The organism is Microbacterium endophyticum (genome assembly GCF_011047135.1).
Taxonomy (GTDB): domain Bacteria; phylum Actinomycetota; class Actinomycetes; order Actinomycetales; family Microbacteriaceae; genus Microbacterium; species Microbacterium endophyticum.
Genome location: NZ_CP049255.1, coordinates 1,358,350 through 1,374,706, shown reverse-complemented (window position 1 = coordinate 1,374,706; position 16,357 = coordinate 1,358,350). Strand labels below are relative to the sequence as shown.

The window sequence follows — 16,357 nt, the reverse complement described above, 5'->3', positions numbered from 1 at the left end:
GTCATTTGGGGCCATTCGATGCCGCAGCGTGGGGCTGGCACGCCTAGCATTGGAGTGGTGAGCGAGCCGTCCCTGTCAGCAGAGCAGGAGGCGCTCTATCGACTTATTGAAGACACACGAGAGCACGTGTTTGTCACGGGTCGCGCCGGCACGGGAAAATCCACACTGCTGCGTCATCTCACGTACAACACGTCGAAGCAGATAGCGATCTGTGCGCCGACCGGTGTTGCTGCTCTCAATGTCGAGGGCCAGACGATCCACTCGCTGTTTCGGCTTCCGATCGGTCTGATCGCCAACGGCGTCATTGACCAGACGGATGCCACGCGCAAGCTACTGAATGCAATCGATACTCTCGTCATCGACGAGATTTCGATGGTGAACGCTGACCTCATGGATGGCATCGACCGATCTCTCCGACAGGCGAGGGGACGCCGGGCCGAGCCATTTGGCGGCGTGCAGATTGTGATGTTCGGCGACCCGTATCAACTGGCTCCCGTGCCGCCGCGCGGCGACGAGCTGCGCTACATCGAAGATCATTACCGTTCTTTTTGGTTTTTCGACGCGCATGTCTGGGTCGGGGAAACATCAGGCGATGGGCTGATCGACATCGGGTCGCACGGTGCCGAGCTGCACATCCGAGAGCTGCGCGATATCCACCGGCAGGCAGATCCGGTTTTCAAGGCGATGCTCAACGCCGTGCGCTACGGCCGCGTCACAGCGGATATTGCGCAGGTGCTCAATGATGCCGGCGCGCGAAAGCCCCCCGAGCCGAGCGACGATGAGCCGCCGATTATCACTCTGGCGACGCGTAATGACATCGTGACGTCGATCAACCGAAGGCACCTCGATGCGCTTCCTGGCCGCTCGCAGACCGCGAAGGCCGAGATCAACGGCGACTTCGGGCGCGGCGACCTGTACCCGGCCGATCCCGAGCTTCAGTTGAAGGTCGGCGCTCAGGTGATGTTTTTGCGGAATGATGCCGCGACGTACGGCGAACCGCCGCGATGGGTCAACGGCACGATCGGCACGGTGACCCGCATCACGGGGGGCACGGTGCGCGTCGAAGTCGATGGGCAGGAGCACGACGTCGAGCCCGCAGTGTGGGAACGGTTCCGGTACGCGTATGACGCGGCATCCCGAAAACTCTCACGCGACATCGTCGCTGAATTCACCCAGTTTCCCTTGCGCCTGGCGTGGGCCGTGACGATTCACAAATCGCAGGGCCAGACGTACGATCGGGCCGTCATCGATCTCGGCGCTGGCGCGTTTGCACCCGGGCAGACGTACGTTGCGCTGTCGCGACTCACTTCGATCGACGGTCTCTACCTGTCGAGACCTCTTCGGCCGAGCGATATTCGCGTCGACGCCGATGTGCAGCGTTTCATGGCGCAAGCGCTCCGCCCACCGGCGCCCTCAGCGCCCGAAGCTTCGTAGCGGTGGCTACGCCGCGGCCTCGGCCTTGGCGCGAGCAAGATCTTCGAAGAGTTCGGTGTTGAAACGGTACGCCAGAAGAACCTCTTCGATGACGCGGTCTTTCTCGGCGTCATCCCAGGGCGCGGCGTCGAGCTGGTCGCGATAGACCTCTTTGAACTGTTTCGGATCAGCGATGTCTGCAAACACGTAGAAGCCGATGCCGTTGGTATCGAAGCCGAATCGACGCTGCATGAGCCGCCCGATGAAGAGACCTCCCGAGAGGTCGCCGAGGTAGCGCGTGTAGTGGTGGGCGACGAATCCGCCGGCCCATGTCGCGGCAACCTTGTTGATGCGGTCGACGTATCGCCGTGTCGTCGGGAGGGGTGCGATCTGTTCGCGCCAGTCGGCGCCGATCAAGAATTCGAGATCAGCCTCGAGTGCGGGAATGCGGGTGAGCTTGTCGGTAATGAAAACGGATGCCACCGAGTCGCGGCGCATGCGATCTGCGGCACCTTCGAGCGCTTCGTAGATGAACCAGTGCTGCGCTACGAGTGCGACGTAGTCGTCGCGGGTGCCCTTGCCATTGATGAGATCGGACATGAAGCCAGCGCTCTCACTGCCGGAGTGTGCTGTCGTGGAACGTTCGCGGAGGGCCGTCGAGAACGGTATCGGTTGGCTCATGCGGTCAGTCTAGTGGGATATTAGGCTGCCCTAACTAAAAAGTTACTCGTGTGGCCGTGGTTCGACGCCGAGACGTGCACAGGCTTCGTCGTAGAGCGCGACGATCTCGCGACGCACTTCGCGTCGTTCCGAGATCGGGCCGTTCGGCCAGGCGACACGCACGTCGGAAGTGCTGCCCGCGGCATCCGCTGCAGTCCACGTGCCGCCGGCGCCATCGAAATCGGTCATCGTCGCACCCACCGCTGAGCTGTCGGCGAATGCTCGCACGATGAGCAGATTGTCGTCTGAGTGGTCACCGTTCATGTGCGCGAGCACGCCGGTCTGCACAGCTGCATCAAAGTTATGGGGCATGTTCTCAGCCTAAAGAATGATGTGATGGGACCGTGATATCCGTATGTTTGAATCGGTGAAGCACGATCACGGAGGGGTGAGGATGCAGGCCCGATCCGGTCGACGTCGTTTTGCAGTTCTTGGGGCTGTTCTTGCAGTGAGCACACTGCTTCTTTCGGCGTGCTCAGCCGACTCCACGGTTACCGTCGATGTTCCCGAACAGGTCGACGCTCAGCTTCCCGACGAGACGGCGTCTGAAATTCAGAGCGCCGTCGAATTCGCGATGGCGGCGACCGGCTCAACGGGCGCCATCGTCGGTGTGTGGGCACCATGGAGCGGAGAATTGGTCTCGGGGTTCGGCACGGCCGATAGCGGCGACGCGTCCGAACTGACTTTCCGCGGCGCCGATGTCACGCGTGCGATGACGTGCGACGCGCTGTATCAGCTCGTCGATGACGGTGTTGTTGCGCTCGATGACCCCGTATCGACCTACGTATCGAGCGTCGCCGGCCTCGGGTCGACGACGCTTGAAGAACTCTGCAACGGTACGTCCGGGCTGGGATCGTATTGGCCGGTTATCGAGTCGATGTCGCTTTCGACGCCGGAACGCAACTGGGAACCGAGAGAACTCGTTGCGTACGGAATGGGCCGCGCAACCGACGCCGTGCCCGGTACCGTCTGGGACGATTCGGATGCTGGATACGTGCTGCTGGGCCTTGCCCTCGAAAGCGCCACCCAGAAGACCGCTGCTGCACTTTTCGATGACGTCATTTTCGAGCCCCTTGAGATGGATTCAACGTCTCTGCCGAGCGGCACCGCGACAACGCCCGGGGCGAATGCGCTCGATGGCACGCTGTCGCTTCCGGGCGAAGATGGCGCGCTCAACTGTGCTGAACCCGACGACGTCACCGAATACTCGTCGAGCATCGGCTTTACGAACTCAGGTGTCGTCACGAGTATCACCGATCTCGGGCACTACACGCAGGCGCTTGCGGTTGACGCGCTCGGTGTGGATGGCTCTGACCGTTTTTCCACGCCGCTGCCCGTCGATTCGAGCGGGCCGACCTGGTTCACATCGACCGGTGGCGCTTACCAGGCCGGAAGCCTGATTGGTCAGTTCGGCAAGGTGCCGGGTTACATCACGGCATCGTTCGCCGACCCGACAACCGGAATGACGGTTTCGGTCGTACTCAACAACTCGGCTGCTGATGCAAACGTGGGTGCGTACTTGGCGTGGCAGATCGCGGCTATTACGTCGAAGGCGCCGGCCGCGTCCGGTCAAACAGCTCCCGATGCGGGTCTGCCCTGGACGGCTGAGCAGTATCACGACGCTATTGCGCAGGCTGCTGTCTGCCCGTTGCCGGAGTGACCGTTCGGTGAGCGCGACGTGGGAGTGAAGTTCGGCTCAGCGTCAGCGATCACGCTTGTGGGGGTGGGGCTCCTCTGCCAAGAAGTCGGGGCTTCTTTCGCAGTGTTGTTGTTCCCGCAGACCGGTCCGCTCGGCATGGTCATGCTGCGGCTTGCGTTCTCGGCGGCAATTCTGCTCGCGGTCGCCAGGCCGTCCTTGCGGGGGCACTCCTGGTCGACGTGGCGCTCAATCTTGATCTTCGGGATCGTACTCGCGCTCATGAATACGCTTTTCTACCTCGCTCTCGATCGACTCGCGCTCGGTGTGACGGTGACGATCGAAGTGCTGGGGCCGCTCGTTCTTTCGATCGTGGCCAGCCGGAGCCGCGCGGCGTGGCTCTGGGCAGTACTGGCGTTTGCCGGGGTCGCGGCTCTCGGTGGCGGTGGGTGGGATCGTCTTGATCCGCTCGGTGTCATCTTCGCTCTTGGCGCGGGAGCCAGCTGGGCCTGCTACATTTTGGCGTCCGCAAAGGTCGGAAGCGGGCTGCCGGGGCTCCAAGGTCTTGCGCTTGCGATGGCGATGGGGGCGCTGATTTCGGCCCCGCTTGGCATTCTCGACGCGGGCTCGGCGCTTGGGCGCATAGACGTGCTGGCCCTTGCCGCGGCGGTCGCTGTGCTGTCGTCGACGATTCCGTATGCGTTCGAGCTCATCGCGTTGCGTCGGATTGCGGCATCCGTGTTCGCCGTGCTTATGAGCCTCGGCCCGGCCACCGCCGCGATTGCGGGCTTGGTGCTGCTCGGGCAAGAGCTCGTGTGGCTCGAAATCGTGGGAATCGCCCTCGTGATCGTCGCGAGCATGGGCGCCGTGTTCGCCGCGCGCCGGGCAAGCCGAGCTTCGCGCGCGGCATCAGAGTCTGATCCAGCTGAGAGGCCCGGTCCAGCCGAAGAACCCGGTCCAGCTGAAGAACCCTTCAGTGCCCCGGTGCCGTAGAACATCACGCCCGGCGTTCTGTCGATGTAGCTTCGACCGGTCGGCGATATCCACTCCAGAACCCCGCCGGGCTTCTGCTTCACGCTCCACGCCGTGGCATGTTTCAACGAGTGGTGTCTTCGGCAGAGATGGGCCAAGTTTGCGACTTCGGTTTGCCCTCCGAGGGCGGCATCGATCGTGTGGTCGATATCGCAGCGGTACGCGGGCGTGCGGCATCCCACGAATCGGCAATGCTGATCGCGCGCTCGCAAATGTCTCCTGAGTTGCTCGCTCGGGCGATACCGATCAACGGCGAGCACATCAAGACTGACGGGATCGGTGAACACGCGATCCCACCCAGGAACGTTGCCGGCGAGGCAACGGGCGGTTTCGGGGTCGACAAGCCCCATACGCCCCGCATCTCCGGGCGCGGAAACAGAGCCGCACAGAATCGTCGCCGGAACAGTGACCTGCACAATCGCCCGGATAGCCCCGAGACCGCGTCCGCCCTCACCTTTGCTGTCGCCGGGCACATAACCCGCGACGGGACCAGCAGTCAACAACATGTCTGCGAGCAGATCTGCACGGACCTGATCGGTCGTGCGCTCATCACGAGGCTGGCCCTCGAGAGCGGGATCAGCTACTTCGGCATCATTTACCTCGGCACCAGCGTTTTCACGCGCGTCGCCGTGGCGTTCTGCGATTGTGTGCGGCTGAGCTTTCTCGGCGAGGGCTTCGGCACGCTTTCGTAAGCGCCCCGTTGTCTCGACCTCAGCTACCGGCACAACATCGCGATCAAACTGCGCACGCGCCTTCGCATCCGAAATCGGAGCACCTGTGCGCAAAACAGTGATGACGTCGCCCCGAGAAATTCGACCCGCAGCCCATGAGCGATACGTCTCGGGGTAGACATCGACCACCACCCGCGCCTGCTCAGCTGGTGATGACCTCGACCAGGTGCGCCGCGGTTCCGCTTTTCACATCGCGCACAAACCGGGTGCGAACGCCCTCGTGGTTGCGGTCACCCAGGCGCTGACCGCGAAGGTCAACGACGGTCTGGCCGCGGCCAGGACCATTCGTCGTATCGACCTGAACCGGCACGAGCGGCGCGCGCGTGATGGTGGCGGCCCCGGCTGCGATCACGGCAGCCAGCGGGTCGTGCAGCGAGCTCACGCGCTCGCCATATTGCGGCAGGTAGAAGTCGAGGTAGTGATCGAGAATCTCGCCCACTGTGCGTGCCAACGGCGATGGGCTTTCGAGGAGTGCGTGGCGGTCGGCATCCGAGAGGGTGTGTTCCATCGTGACGTCGAGAGGCACGATCGTGACATCCCAATCGGCGCTGAACACAACGGATGCCGCCTCGGGATCATTGCCGATGTTGGCCTCGGCGACGGGCGAAATGTTGCCGGCGGCGAGGGCCGTGCCACCCATCGTTGTGACTGCGGCGATGCGTTCAGGCAGAGTCGGGTCGGCGGCGAGGGCTGCCGCGATGTTGGTAAGAGGACCGATCGTCAAAAGATGCAGTGTGCCCGCGTAGGTGTGAGACAGGTCGATCAACAACTGCACGGCGGTGCGCTCGTCGATGGGCTGCGACGACGTGGGCAGAACGACATCGCCGACGCCGTTGTCGCCGTGCACGTGCGGTGCGCCGCCGTCGTAGGGGTGGCTCGTGAAATCGTGCGCGCCCACGGCGACAGGAATGTCGTCGCGGCCAGCGACCGCCAGCAGGTCGAGGGTATTGCGGGCGGCTTGAGCGGAGTCAGTATTTCCGCTTACAGTGCCGACACCGACGAGGTTGATCGCGGGCGAGCGCAAGAGGTAGGCCAGGGCGACAGAGTCGTCGATGCCGGTGTCGCAGTCGAGAAATACGGGGGTGGGGGTGCTCATACGGCTCCTCACATCGGGGGCTGGGGACCGCGTTGTCCGGGAAGGGGCGCCAAAAGCACCCCTTCGGTTATACCCCCTCATCGCATGATGAAATGGCGGTATGGATCTTTCGGCACTGGGCACACTCTGCGTTGTAGGCAGTATCAACGTTGACGTGACGGCATCCGTGGTGCGTCTTCCCGCACCGGGCGAGACTGTGATGGGCAACGCGTTGCGACGGGATGCCGGGGGCAAAGGTGCGAACCAGGCTGTCGCTGCGGCTCGTCTCGGCGCCACCGTGCGCATGGTCGGTGCCGTTGGCGACGACAGCGACGGCCAAGCGATGCTGCAGAACCTCCGCGATGTCGGAGTCAACGTGAGTGATGTCTGGCTCGGCGAAGATGCAACCGGAACCGCGCTGATCACGGTCGACGAAACCGGCGAGAACAGCATCGTCGTGTGTGCCGGGGCCAACGCCACGGTGTCGATCGACGGCGTGACCTTCGACGAAAACGAAGCCGTGCTGGCGCAGCTTGAAATTCCGATGGCGACGGTTGAAGCGCTCGCCGCCGTTGTGCCGGGCTACTTTGTGGTGAACGCCGCTCCCGCGCAGGACGTGCCCCAGCCGGTTGTCGACCGGGCAGATCTGTTCATCGTCAACGAAACCGAGTTCGCCGCGCTTCCGGTTCTCAAAGAGGCAAAGCTCGTTGCCGTCACCGAAGGCGCGGCGGGGGCTGCGCTCTTTTCGCACGGCAAAGAGATCGCTCGTGCGACAGCGCCGCGTGTGCACTCGATCAGCGCAGTGGGTGCGGGCGATGCGTTTTGCGCCGCGCTCACCGTGGCGCTTCACGCCGGGTGGGACCCCGCCGAAGCGCTTGCGGCAGCCTGTGCTGTCGGCGCGGATGCCGTGACGCACCTGGGCGCTCAGCCGCCGCTCGCGAAGCTCCCCACGTACCGCTGAAGCGCAGGTGTCAGCCGCGTCTGATGCGGTCGGACATCACCTTGACGCCGGCCGACGAGGTGAAGCCACCATCGACGGGGATCTCGGCGCCGGAAATGTAGGCCGCGGCATCCGACACCAAAAAGGCGACCACACTCGCAACGTCTCGGGCGGCTCCCATATGCCCGAGCGGCGTGAGGTCCAGTTGGGCGCTACGCATCGCATCGGGCGCGTTTGCTGTCATGGGCGTTTCGATAAAGCCGGGGTGCACGATGTTCACACGGATGCCGCGTGCTCCATATTCGGTCGCCGCGACGTGTGTCAGACCCCGTAGCCCCCACTTGCTCACCGTGTAGGCGACCGGGTAATGCGCCGTGAGTGCTGCCGACGAGCCGACGTTCACGATGGAAGAGCCCTCGGCCATGAGCGGCGCGAGTGCCTGAATGCCGAGCATCGCCCCCGTGAGGTTGACCGCGATGACACGGTCCCAGTCGACGAGCTCTGTCTCGCCAAGCCGGGTGCGATGAGTGATGCCCGCGTTGTTGACGAGGCCAAGGAGCGGCGCGTCTGCGAGCGACGCCGCGAGGTCGGTGGCAAGCACTGCCCAGCCGGTTTCGTCTCGCACATCGAGCTGGCGGTAGGTCACCGGCGTCGCATCGAGTTCGGGCGCCGTCTCGGCGACGTCGGTCGCGATGACGCGCGCGCCGGATTGCGCCATCAGGATGGCTGCCGCGAGTCCTTGCCCGCGAGCGGCACCCGTGACGACCACGGTGCGGTCGGTCAGCCCTGAGTACGAAGTGGTCATTGACGCTCCCGCAGTGTTGCTGAGCGGCCGCGATGCCGCTCTGATTCGACGCTAGCGCCAGTGCGTCGGGGCGGGAATGGGTGATCGCTGATACCGGCCATCAACAGAAATGACAGGTTGTGCGACCGTCGCGCATCCCGTCTCGCCGCGGGTCAGGCCACGCTCACCATGCGTCAGGGATGGGTCATGTTGAGGCGGGATTCGAGCTCAGCAGCCATGGCTTCGACGTCCGACTGACGCACCTTGTCGTAAGTGCCGGCGATGGGCGTAAGCGCCATAGCCAGTTCGCTTGTTTCTCGTCGGATCGTGATCCACAACGACGGGTACTTTAGGGCGATGAAGGTGCCCTTTGGGGTGATCGCGGCCTCCCGTGCTTCGATCGAGGCGATGTTCTTCAGGGGGATCGAGACGATCTCGCCGATCTTCTTGTCGCGGATCGTTAGAGAGTAGTCGTCTGTGGTCACCACGGGGACGCTGTAGCGCGTGATGCGGGGCGCCGGTGAGGTCGCACCCAGCAGCGTGCGAAGGCGAGCCACGTCTTCGGGAAAGGGCGGTGCCGGTGCGATTCGAATAGCCAAACCATCGGATGCTCCGCCAGCCGTGCCAGCCACCTTCTTGTTGGCTCGCCGGGCGAATATCCACCTCATCACAAAGACGACGAGCGCCAGTATCACGGCGAGGATGATGTAGAAGAAAATGTCGACGCTTTCTTCTGACGAGGTTCCGGCCCCTGCCAAGACGGATGAGATTAAGGACACGATTCTCCGTTCGTCGCGCTGCGCGCGTCTTCTGTGCGGTTGTGACGGACGCGGTGACCAGTCGCCGCAGCGTCTTGTGCGAGGGAAATGCTGAAAGTGTTGATGAATCTACCGGACCGCGCCCGGGCTCGACACCGTCGAGCTGACGGGAATCGTCCCATCGCACTCCACCCGCCGCTGCGCGGCGCGCGGAGCCTCCGCGATGGGGCCCACCCGCGGGTTCGATCGCGGTACAACACGAAAGCTCTCCCGCACGACCTTTGGTCGCACGTGAGAGCTTGGAGGGGCTGACGGGAATCGAACCCGCGCTATCTGCTTGGGAAGCAGAAGTTCTGCCATTGAACTACAGCCCCATGCGCCAGAAGACGCCCGGCAAGCATAACAGCAGGCCCCTCCGCCGATAGGCTGAACCCGTGCTGCTCTCTGATGGCGATATCCGCAAAGAACTGGGCTCCGGCCGTATCGGGCTTGCCCCCTTCGACTCCGAGATGGTGCAGCCGTCGAGCGTCGATGTGCGCCTCGACAGGTACTTCCGGCTCTTCGATAACCACAAGTACCCTTTCATCGATCCCGCCGAAGATCAGCCCGATCTCACGCGCCTCATCGAGGTCTCGCCCGACGAGCCGTTCATCCTGCACCCCGGCGAATTCGCGCTCGGCGCCACGTTCGAACAGGTCTCGCTCCCCGAAGATGTCGCCGCACGCCTCGAGGGCAAGTCTTCACTTGGCCGCCTCGGGCTGCTCACGCACTCCACCGCCGGCTTCATCGACCCCGGCTTCACCGGTCACGTCACGCTCGAGCTTTCGAACGTGGCAACACTCCCCATCAAACTCTGGCCCGGCATGAAGATCGGTCAGTTGTGCTTCTTCCGCCTCTCGTCGCCTGCCGACAACCCCTACGGAACCGGCCCCTACGGCAATCGATACCAGGGTCAGCGGGGGCCGACGGCATCCCGCTCGGCGCTCAACTTTCACCGCACAAATGTCGGCCTAACAGATCTGGGATCCGCGGGCAACTGACCGCCCCAAGCTGACAAGCGCTCTCAGCGTTCGTTACGGTGTCGGAATGCCGGATGCTGAAACCACCCGCGCGACTGCGCCACAAATGCCCGAACCAAAGTCCACGATCAAACGCTGGGTCTTCTGGCCTGCAGCGGTCGTGGTGCTTGCCTTCAGCGGGTTCGCACTCATTGCACCAGATGCCGCGGAGGCAATGTTCGGGGCTATTCAGTCTTCGATCATCAGCGCGTTCAACTGGTACTACGTGCTGATCGCCGCGTTCTTCGTGGCCTTCGCATTCTTTCTCGGTTTTAGCAGGTTCGGTGACATCAAGCTCGGCTCCGACAACGAGAAACCCGAGTTCTCACTCGGGGCCTGGTTCTCGCTGCTTTTTGCCGCCGGAATGGGGATCGGCCTGGTCTTCTATGGCGTCAGCGAGCCCCTCAGCCACTTCGTCACCCCGCGGCCCGGGGTAACCGGTACGCCGGAGCAACTCGCGCAGTCCGCGCTCAGCCAGACCTATCTGCACTGGGGTGTGCAGGCATGGGCGATATACGTGGTCGTCGGTCTCGGCCTCGCCTACGCGATCCACCGACGCAAGAAGCCCATCTCGATTCGTTGGACCCTCGAGCCTCTTCTCGGAAAGCACGTACGCGGCGGGTGGGGCAACGCCATCGACGTCATCGCGCTGGTCGGAACGCTCTTCGGCGTGGCAACATCGCTCGGCCTCGGTGTGCTGCAGATCAGCGCGGGTCTCGACTCGGCTGGGCTGTTCGAGCCCACAGAATTCGTGCAGGTGATCATCATCGCGATCATCACGGTCTTCGTGCTGATGTCGGTGCTTTCTGGCGTGACCAAGGGTATGAAGTGGCTGTCGTCGTTCAACCTGATCCTCGCGGGAATCCTCGTCGTGTATCTACTGGTGTTCGGCCAGACCGAGTTCTTGCTGCGCGAATGGGTGCAGTCCATCGGTAATTACATTCAGGGTTTCGTCGGGCTCTCGTTCAACGTGAGTGCGTTCGCCGGCGACGCGGGCGAATCGTGGCAGGCGTCGTGGACCTCGTTCTACTGGGGCTGGTGGATCTCGTGGGCGCCGTTCGTCGGCATCTTCATCGCCCGCATCTCGCGCGGGCGCACGGTGCGGCAGTTCGTCATGGGCGTCATTATCGTGCCGACTCTCATCACGATTCTGTGGTTTGCCGTGCTCGGAGGCTCGGCGCTCTACATTGAACTCAATCAACCGGGCGCCTTGACGACGTCGGGCGGCACGGTCGACCTCAACACGGCGCTGTTCCAGATGCTGCAGTACATCCCCGGCACTCCGGTGCTCACAATCGGTGTGATCTTGTTGATCACGATCTTCTTCGTGACTTCCTCTGACTCGGGTGCACTCGTGATGGGCATGATCGCCACCGACGGCAGCGTCAACCCGGCGCGTTGGGTGCGTACCTTCTTCACCCTCATCACCGCGCTGCTGGCCATTTCGCTGCTGTTGACCGGCGGTCTGCAGGCACTGCAAACCGCGGCGATCATCATCGCTCTGCCGTTCAGCGTCATCATGCTGCTGATGTGTTGGTCGACAGTCATCGCCTTCAGCCGCGAGCGACGCGCCTACGACAACGCGGCTCGCGTGCAGTTCGTCGACGCGATCGGTGAGCACTACGGCCTTGAGGTCGAACAACCCAATGAACAGGGCGATCTCGGTTGGGTGAGACGCTTTGCTCGTCGGGTGGGTGTTCGCCACGACCCGCCAACGGACGCCATCGACGTGGTCGAGGTGCCGCTCGAAGAGGTCGTTGATCACCCGGGAGATGATCACGCCCCGGCCGGCGAAGCGGATACTTCCCGCTGAGGAGTCCGCTGAGAAGCATGTCAGGTGGCATGTAATACTCGAAGAGTGACTTCACCTCAGCCCGCGGATGCGGCCGACGAGATCCTCGGAGCTCTCGGCCGGCTCCGCGGGCGGCGGGGGCCGCGCCCGACCGACGGCGGGCCGGGACGCATGCGCCTGCTCATGGCGGTGGCTGCGGCATCCGCACCTCTTTCGGTGAGTGACATCGCCGATGTCATTGCCGTCGACCAGCCGCGCGCTTCGCGCCTGGTGCAGCAGTCGGTCGAGCTCGACTTAGTGCGGCGAGAAGTCGACCCCGCCGATGCGCGCCGCACCCAGATCGTGCTGACCGAGTCCGGCATCGCGCTGATCGAGGGTTTTCGCGAAAAGCGGCGCACTGCGCTAAATACCGCGCTCGCCGAGTTTGACGATGTCGAGCGTGGCGAACTCGTGCGTCTGCTCAAAAAGCTCGCCGAAGCCTGGCCGCACGCGTAGTCAGAATCAGTCGATCTCGACCTGCTTCTCACGCACTGGCAGCATGAGCACGAGACCTGCGAGCAGCACGATGACAAGCCCGAGGATGCCGAGCCTCGTATCGCCGGTGAGCGCCACAAACAGCGCGAACAGGCTGGGTGCGAGGAACGACACCGCCCGGCCGCTCGTGGCGTAGAGGCCGAAGATCTCGCCCTCGCGTCCGGGAGGCGTGATGCGAGCAAGGAACGAGCGGCTTGCGGACTGCACCGGGCCGACGAACCCGGTGAGGATGAGCCCCGCGATCCAAAAGCCGACTTGAGCTGTGCCGATGAAGAGCACGGCAGAACCGGCAAGAACGAGCCCCGCGAGAGACACGATGATGACGCGCTTCGGCCCGAAGGAGTCATCGAGGCGACCAGCGATGATCGTGCTGATACCGGCCACGACGTTGGCGGCGACCGCGAAATACAACACCTCGGTGCTCGAAAACCCGAAGACTTGCGCCGCGATGATCGCACCGAACGTGAAGACCCCGGCGAGTCCGTCACGAAAGACAGCGCTCGCCAAGAGAAACATCAAGACCTGGCGATTGCTGCGCCACAGCTTCGCGATCGTCTTTGCGAGTACGGCGTACGACCGAAAGAATCCGACGCGTGCCTGGGTGTCGCGGGCGGGAATTTCGGGCACTTTCAAGAGCACCGGAATGGCGAAGATTGCAAACCATACCGCGGACGCCACGACAGCCACCCGAACGTGCAGGCCACCCTCGGTCGAGATGCCGAGGAGGCCGGCCTGACCCTCGGTGCCGAAACCCTGCACGAAGAGCGCAAGTAGCACGATGAGTAGCACGATGCCGCCGACGTAGCCCATGCCCCACCCAAAGCCCGAGACGCGCCCCATGTTCTTGCGTGTAGAGACCTGCACGAGCATCGCGTTGTAGTTGACGCCCGCGAACTCGAAGAAGATATTGCCGACCGCCAGGAGCGTCGCGCCAAGGATCAGGTATCCGGGGGCGCCGTCGACAAAGAACATGGAGAGCATCGCCAGAACGACGGCCCCCGTATTGATGCCGAGCCACAGCTTTCGGCGACCCGTGCCATCGGAGCGCTGACCGAGCACGGGGGCGAGGATGGCAATCAGTACGCCAGCGATAGCGAGCGCCCACCCGATGGTGCTCGCATTGTCGGCGAGGGCGGCGACGAGAGCCGGGTCTTTGGCATCGCCGTCGGCGGCAGCAACGATTGCGGGATCGACGAAGAGCTCGCTGGCAAGAAACGTGCTGAACACGAACGTTGTGACTACGGCATTGAAAGCGGCCGAGCCCCAGTCCCACAGTGCCCACGACACCACTTGACCGCGAGGGATTACGCGGTCGTGTGCTGGGTGGTCGGAGGGCTTCGTCGTCTCGATCATGATGCTCACGCTACGGCGACATGGTGAACAAGCGGTAGCCCCAGCATCCGTCGCGATCTCCATTACCTGATGCCGGGCGCGCGCGCACAAAAATCACCGCTGTGCGACCGGCAAATGGGCGGTGTGAGTACATCAAATTCTCGGCGTACGCATTGCGAACGTTCAGCTTGCGGGTGCGTTGCGCGGGTGGGAGTGGTGCTCAAACAATGGCCCAGACGCAGTGCGTTGGGGTAAGCGGTGAGATCGGCTCGCCGAAGCCCCACCACGCTTTGGACGCTGGCGAAAGGTGGGCGCGACATGGTGATTTTGTCACCCGATGTACCGGTGCGCGCTGCCGCTGTCGCGGAGCCCTGCATCGTCGATATCAACGGTGGAGGCGGCTCGCTTGCCGTCACCGGGCTGCAGGGCGACTTCACTGTGCTCGTCGCCGGTGCAATCGGCATGATTGTGATCTCGGTCTTCGTGCTGCTGTATCGGCGCCGGGCGACCCGTCGCGCCGATACTGAGCACAGCCTTGCTGATTCGTCGCATGCGCCCACACACGTCACCGTACTGATGAGCCTGCTGCTCGTCGCTTTGTGCGCGCTGCCGCTGGCGGCGCCGGCGTCGAGTGCGCGAGCGGCGACTACTGACTCGGTGTGCGACATGTTCACCTTCGATATTGATATCGACAAAACCGACGCGCGTATCGGCTCAAGCCCTGACGTGGTGCAGGTGCTCACAATTCGGAACATTTCGAATTTCCCGATTGCGCTTCGACTTTCGGTTCCGGTGAAGACAGATCCTGACGGCCTCGGGCCGCATGTAGCCGTGTTCGCAAACTGCGGGTGCTCAACCTCGCCGATGCTCAACACGGCGCTGAAGACCGGTACCGGCCCTGGCAACTCTGTCATCTTGGCGGCCGGAGCAACGACGCGGATCACGGTGTCGATGAACATGCTCTCGTCGATTACGAATGCTCAGCAGCGCGGAGTTCTTGATTACGGACTCACCGTTTACGCAGACCAGGTTCCGTCATGAGCGCGTCTAGCGCGCGTCTTGCGCGCACCTCACAGATGTCCGTGTGCAACCAGTGCACGGCCCGGAAAGGTAGTCGGCCAGCCGGGCGGCGCCTTCCTCACGCACAAGGAGAAAGTTAGAAATGGATACAACAGAAACTGTTGCCGCTCCGGCGGAACAGAGCACGAAGCGTCGTCGCACTCGCACCGCCATCATCGGCGGCATCGGTGCTGTTGCGCTCGCCGCGGGTGCCGTCGGCGTCGGCCTCGTCGGATCAGGTGCATGGTTCAGCTCGTCGAAAGACCTCGCTGGTAACACCATTACCGCTGGTTCGCTCGTGATTGGTGACTTCGGCCCCGGTGGCGGCGGTACGGTTCAGGCCACCGCGGTTCAGCCGATGACGGCTACCCAGGCAGTCGACGCCGACAACCTTTACGAGGCATCGGTTGTTGACATCGACATCACCAACGACGGCGACATCGCATTCGACTGGGAGACCACCCTCGCAAACGCGACCATCGAGGCTTCGGACGGTGTCACTGTGCTCGATCTGGCCAACGTTTCGGTCGCTTGGGATACCGACGGGGCCGGAAACTGGACCACATCGTCGCTCTCGGACTTCATCACGAACGAGAGCTTCTCGGGTACCGATGTTGCGCCGGGCGAGACGCAGCCGGCCTCGTTCCGCGTCTACTTCGACTCGGCAGCCGGAAATGACTACCAGGGTGCCATCGTGACGTTCGACGTCAACGCCACGGCGACCCAGACCATCGAAGTTCCCTGATCTTCGATAACTGACGCTGCCCGCCTCGACTGGGTCTCTGGTCGAGGCGGGCAGCATCCGTTTTAATCTGAAAGAAGCGAGCCGGCCATGGCTATCCGAGTGTTCTCAATCCTTCGATGGATCGTTGTTGCGGCGCTGCTGTTCGTGCTCGCTGCCCCTGCTGCCGCGACATACGTGCGCGGATCTTCGTACGTCGAAGTCGTGGGCATGTCGATGTCACCCACCTACGTCATAGGCGACGTGCTGATGGTGACGCCGCCCGCATCAAGCTCTGACTTCGAAGTGGGCGACGTCGTGACCGCTGTAGACGAAAACGGCATCTACGTCACACACCGTGTGTCGGCGATACGCGAAGACGGCTCACTCGAGCTGCGCGGTGACGCCAACACGATTCCCGACCCCGACACAATCTGGCCGAGCGCTGTGCTCGGCATTGTCGATATACACTTCGCCCAGCCCTGGGCACGTTTGATCATTCAGCTACAAGAGTGGCCGATGCGCGTTTTCATCATGCTCACGGTCTTCGGGTTGGCGATGCTGCCGCTGCACAAGCGTGACAAGCCTGCCCCTGCCGCGGCGTCGGTTCCTGTCGAAGGAACCCGTCGCAGTGTGCGCGAAGCGCGCGTGTAACGCACCGCAATGCGGCTCTATTTTCCCATCTAGCCCTGCGTGTACGGAGGGCGAACCTCGCGGCAGTGCGGGGTTAGACGAAAGTTCTGGCCACGGCGAGAGTTGCTGTTGGCACCTT

17 protein-coding genes and 1 tRNA gene are annotated in these 16,357 nt (G+C 63.1%); 11 read left to right on the top strand and 7 right to left on the bottom strand.

Annotated features, from left to right (window positions below; all coding sequences use genetic code 11):
- Positions 1–57: 57 nt before the first annotated feature.
- Complete coding sequence (locus G6N83_RS06330) at positions 58–1,434, top strand: ATP-dependent DNA helicase (RefSeq protein ID WP_183408453.1); 1,377 nt, start codon at positions 58–60, stop codon at positions 1,432–1,434.
- Positions 1,435–1,440: 6 nt separating this feature from the next.
- Here the strand turns inward: G6N83_RS06330 and G6N83_RS06325 are convergent, their stop codons facing one another.
- Both G6N83_RS06325 and G6N83_RS06320 read right to left on the bottom strand, forming a co-directional pair.
- Positions 1,441–2,094, bottom strand: a complete 654-nt coding sequence (locus tag G6N83_RS06325; RefSeq protein WP_165140416.1) for a biliverdin-producing heme oxygenase — start codon at positions 2,092–2,094, stop codon at positions 1,441–1,443.
- Positions 2,095–2,136: 42 nt separating this feature from the next.
- Positions 2,137–2,445, bottom strand: coding sequence for a DUF2470 domain-containing protein (locus tag G6N83_RS06320; protein ID WP_165140414.1), 309 nt, complete (start codon positions 2,443–2,445; stop codon positions 2,137–2,139).
- A gap of 82 nt (positions 2,446–2,527) precedes the next feature.
- On the opposite strand from G6N83_RS06320, the gene G6N83_RS06315 reads away from it, so the two are divergent.
- From G6N83_RS06315 to G6N83_RS06305, 3 genes are all read left to right on the top strand, one after another.
- Positions 2,528–3,793, top strand: a complete 1,266-nt coding sequence (locus G6N83_RS06315; RefSeq protein ID WP_165140412.1) for a serine hydrolase domain-containing protein — start codon at positions 2,528–2,530, stop codon at positions 3,791–3,793.
- Between the two features lie 18 nt (positions 3,794–3,811).
- The gene (locus tag G6N83_RS06310) at positions 3,812–4,762 is read left to right on the top strand and encodes an EamA family transporter (RefSeq protein ID WP_183408452.1); all 951 of its coding nucleotides are present in this window, start codon (positions 3,812–3,814) and stop codon (positions 4,760–4,762) included.
- Between the two features lie 230 nt (positions 4,763–4,992).
- The gene (locus tag G6N83_RS06305) at positions 4,993–5,493 is read left to right on the top strand and encodes a hypothetical protein (protein ID WP_165140410.1); all 501 of its coding nucleotides are present in this window, start codon (positions 4,993–4,995) and stop codon (positions 5,491–5,493) included.
- A 181-nt stretch (positions 5,494–5,674) separates the two neighbouring features.
- On the opposite strand, the gene G6N83_RS06300 is transcribed toward G6N83_RS06305, so the two are convergent.
- Positions 5,675–6,628: a nucleoside hydrolase gene (locus G6N83_RS06300; RefSeq protein WP_165140408.1), complete on the bottom strand. Its 954-nt coding sequence runs from the start codon at positions 6,626–6,628 to the stop codon at positions 5,675–5,677.
- Positions 6,629–6,728: 100 nt separating this feature from the next.
- On the opposite strand from G6N83_RS06300, the gene G6N83_RS06295 reads away from it, so the two are divergent.
- Positions 6,729–7,568, top strand: coding sequence for a ribokinase (locus G6N83_RS06295; RefSeq protein WP_165140406.1), 840 nt, complete (start codon positions 6,729–6,731; stop codon positions 7,566–7,568).
- A 10-nt stretch (positions 7,569–7,578) separates the two neighbouring features.
- Here the strand turns inward: G6N83_RS06295 and G6N83_RS06290 are convergent, their stop codons facing one another.
- The 3 genes from G6N83_RS06290 to G6N83_RS06280 all read right to left on the bottom strand — a co-directional run bounded on the left by G6N83_RS06290 (position 7,579) and on the right by G6N83_RS06280 (position 9,463).
- Positions 7,579–8,352 carry an SDR family NAD(P)-dependent oxidoreductase gene (locus tag G6N83_RS06290; protein WP_165140404.1) on the bottom strand — a complete coding sequence of 258 codons (774 nt, stop codon included), beginning with the start codon at positions 8,350–8,352 and terminating at the stop codon, positions 7,579–7,581.
- A gap of 173 nt (positions 8,353–8,525) precedes the next feature.
- The gene (locus G6N83_RS06285; protein WP_165140402.1) at positions 8,526–9,110 is read right to left on the bottom strand and encodes a hypothetical protein; all 585 of its coding nucleotides are present in this window, start codon (positions 9,108–9,110) and stop codon (positions 8,526–8,528) included.
- Between the two features lie 279 nt (positions 9,111–9,389).
- Positions 9,390–9,463 (bottom strand) — tRNA-Gly (locus tag G6N83_RS06280).
- Between the two features lie 60 nt (positions 9,464–9,523).
- Here G6N83_RS06280 and dcd point away from each other — a divergent pair.
- From dcd to G6N83_RS06265, 3 genes are read left to right on the top strand one after another with little or no spacing between them, the layout of a single operon-like run.
- Positions 9,524–10,129: a dCTP deaminase gene (gene dcd, locus G6N83_RS06275; RefSeq protein WP_165140400.1), complete on the top strand. Its 606-nt coding sequence runs from the start codon at positions 9,524–9,526 to the stop codon at positions 10,127–10,129.
- Between the two features lie 46 nt (positions 10,130–10,175).
- A complete protein-coding gene (locus G6N83_RS06270; protein WP_165140398.1) occupies positions 10,176–11,960 on the top strand; it encodes a BCCT family transporter in 1,785 nt (594 codons plus the stop codon).
- 45 nt (positions 11,961–12,005) lie between these two features.
- A complete protein-coding gene (locus tag G6N83_RS06265) occupies positions 12,006–12,434 on the top strand; it encodes a MarR family winged helix-turn-helix transcriptional regulator (RefSeq protein WP_241246305.1) in 429 nt (142 codons plus the stop codon).
- Positions 12,435–12,440: 6 nt separating this feature from the next.
- On the opposite strand, the gene G6N83_RS06260 is transcribed toward G6N83_RS06265, so the two are convergent.
- On the bottom strand, positions 12,441–13,826 hold the full coding sequence (locus G6N83_RS06260; protein WP_165140396.1) for an MFS transporter: 1,386 nt from the start codon (positions 13,824–13,826) through the stop codon (positions 12,441–12,443).
- A gap of 297 nt (positions 13,827–14,123) precedes the next feature.
- Here G6N83_RS06260 and G6N83_RS06255 point away from each other — a divergent pair, with 297 nt between their 5' ends.
- From G6N83_RS06255 to G6N83_RS06245, 3 genes are all read left to right on the top strand, one after another.
- On the top strand, positions 14,124–14,846 hold the full coding sequence (locus G6N83_RS06255; RefSeq protein WP_165140394.1) for a hypothetical protein: 723 nt from the start codon (positions 14,124–14,126) through the stop codon (positions 14,844–14,846).
- A gap of 121 nt (positions 14,847–14,967) precedes the next feature.
- Positions 14,968–15,609, top strand: coding sequence for a hypothetical protein (locus G6N83_RS06250; protein ID WP_165140392.1), 642 nt, complete (start codon positions 14,968–14,970; stop codon positions 15,607–15,609).
- A gap of 87 nt (positions 15,610–15,696) precedes the next feature.
- Entirely contained in the window at positions 15,697–16,239 is a 543-nt protein-coding gene (locus G6N83_RS06245) for a signal peptidase I (protein ID WP_165140390.1), read from the top strand.
- Positions 16,240–16,357 lie beyond the last annotated feature (118 nt).

Bases quoted from the DNA above. Each gene is read 5' to 3' on its own strand.
- G6N83_RS06325 (WP_165140416.1), bottom strand. From the start codon at position 2,094: ATGAGCCAACCGATACCGTTCTCGACGGCCCTCCGCGAACGTTCCACG.
- G6N83_RS06320 (WP_165140414.1), bottom strand. From the start codon at position 2,445: ATGCCCCATAACTTTGATGCAGCTGTGCAGACCGGCGTGCTCGCGCAC.
- G6N83_RS06315 (WP_165140412.1), top strand. From the start codon at position 2,528: ATGCAGGCCCGATCCGGTCGACGTCGTTTTGCAGTTCTTGGGGCTGTT.
- G6N83_RS06305 (WP_165140410.1), top strand. From the start codon at position 4,993: ATGCTGATCGCGCGCTCGCAAATGTCTCCTGAGTTGCTCGCTCGGGCG.
- G6N83_RS06300 (WP_165140408.1), bottom strand. From the start codon at position 6,628: ATGAGCACCCCCACCCCCGTATTTCTCGACTGCGACACCGGCATCGAC.
- G6N83_RS06295 (WP_165140406.1), top strand. From the start codon at position 6,729: ATGGATCTTTCGGCACTGGGCACACTCTGCGTTGTAGGCAGTATCAAC.
- G6N83_RS06290 (WP_165140404.1), bottom strand. From the start codon at position 8,352: ATGACCACTTCGTACTCAGGGCTGACCGACCGCACCGTGGTCGTCACG.
- G6N83_RS06270 (WP_165140398.1), top strand. From the start codon at position 10,176: ATGCCGGATGCTGAAACCACCCGCGCGACTGCGCCACAAATGCCCGAA.
- G6N83_RS06260 (WP_165140396.1), bottom strand. From the start codon at position 13,826: ATGATCGAGACGACGAAGCCCTCCGACCACCCAGCACACGACCGCGTA.
- G6N83_RS06255 (WP_165140394.1), top strand. From the start codon at position 14,124: ATGGTGATTTTGTCACCCGATGTACCGGTGCGCGCTGCCGCTGTCGCG.
- G6N83_RS06250 (WP_165140392.1), top strand. From the start codon at position 14,968: ATGGATACAACAGAAACTGTTGCCGCTCCGGCGGAACAGAGCACGAAG.
- G6N83_RS06245 (WP_165140390.1), top strand. From the start codon at position 15,697: ATGGCTATCCGAGTGTTCTCAATCCTTCGATGGATCGTTGTTGCGGCG.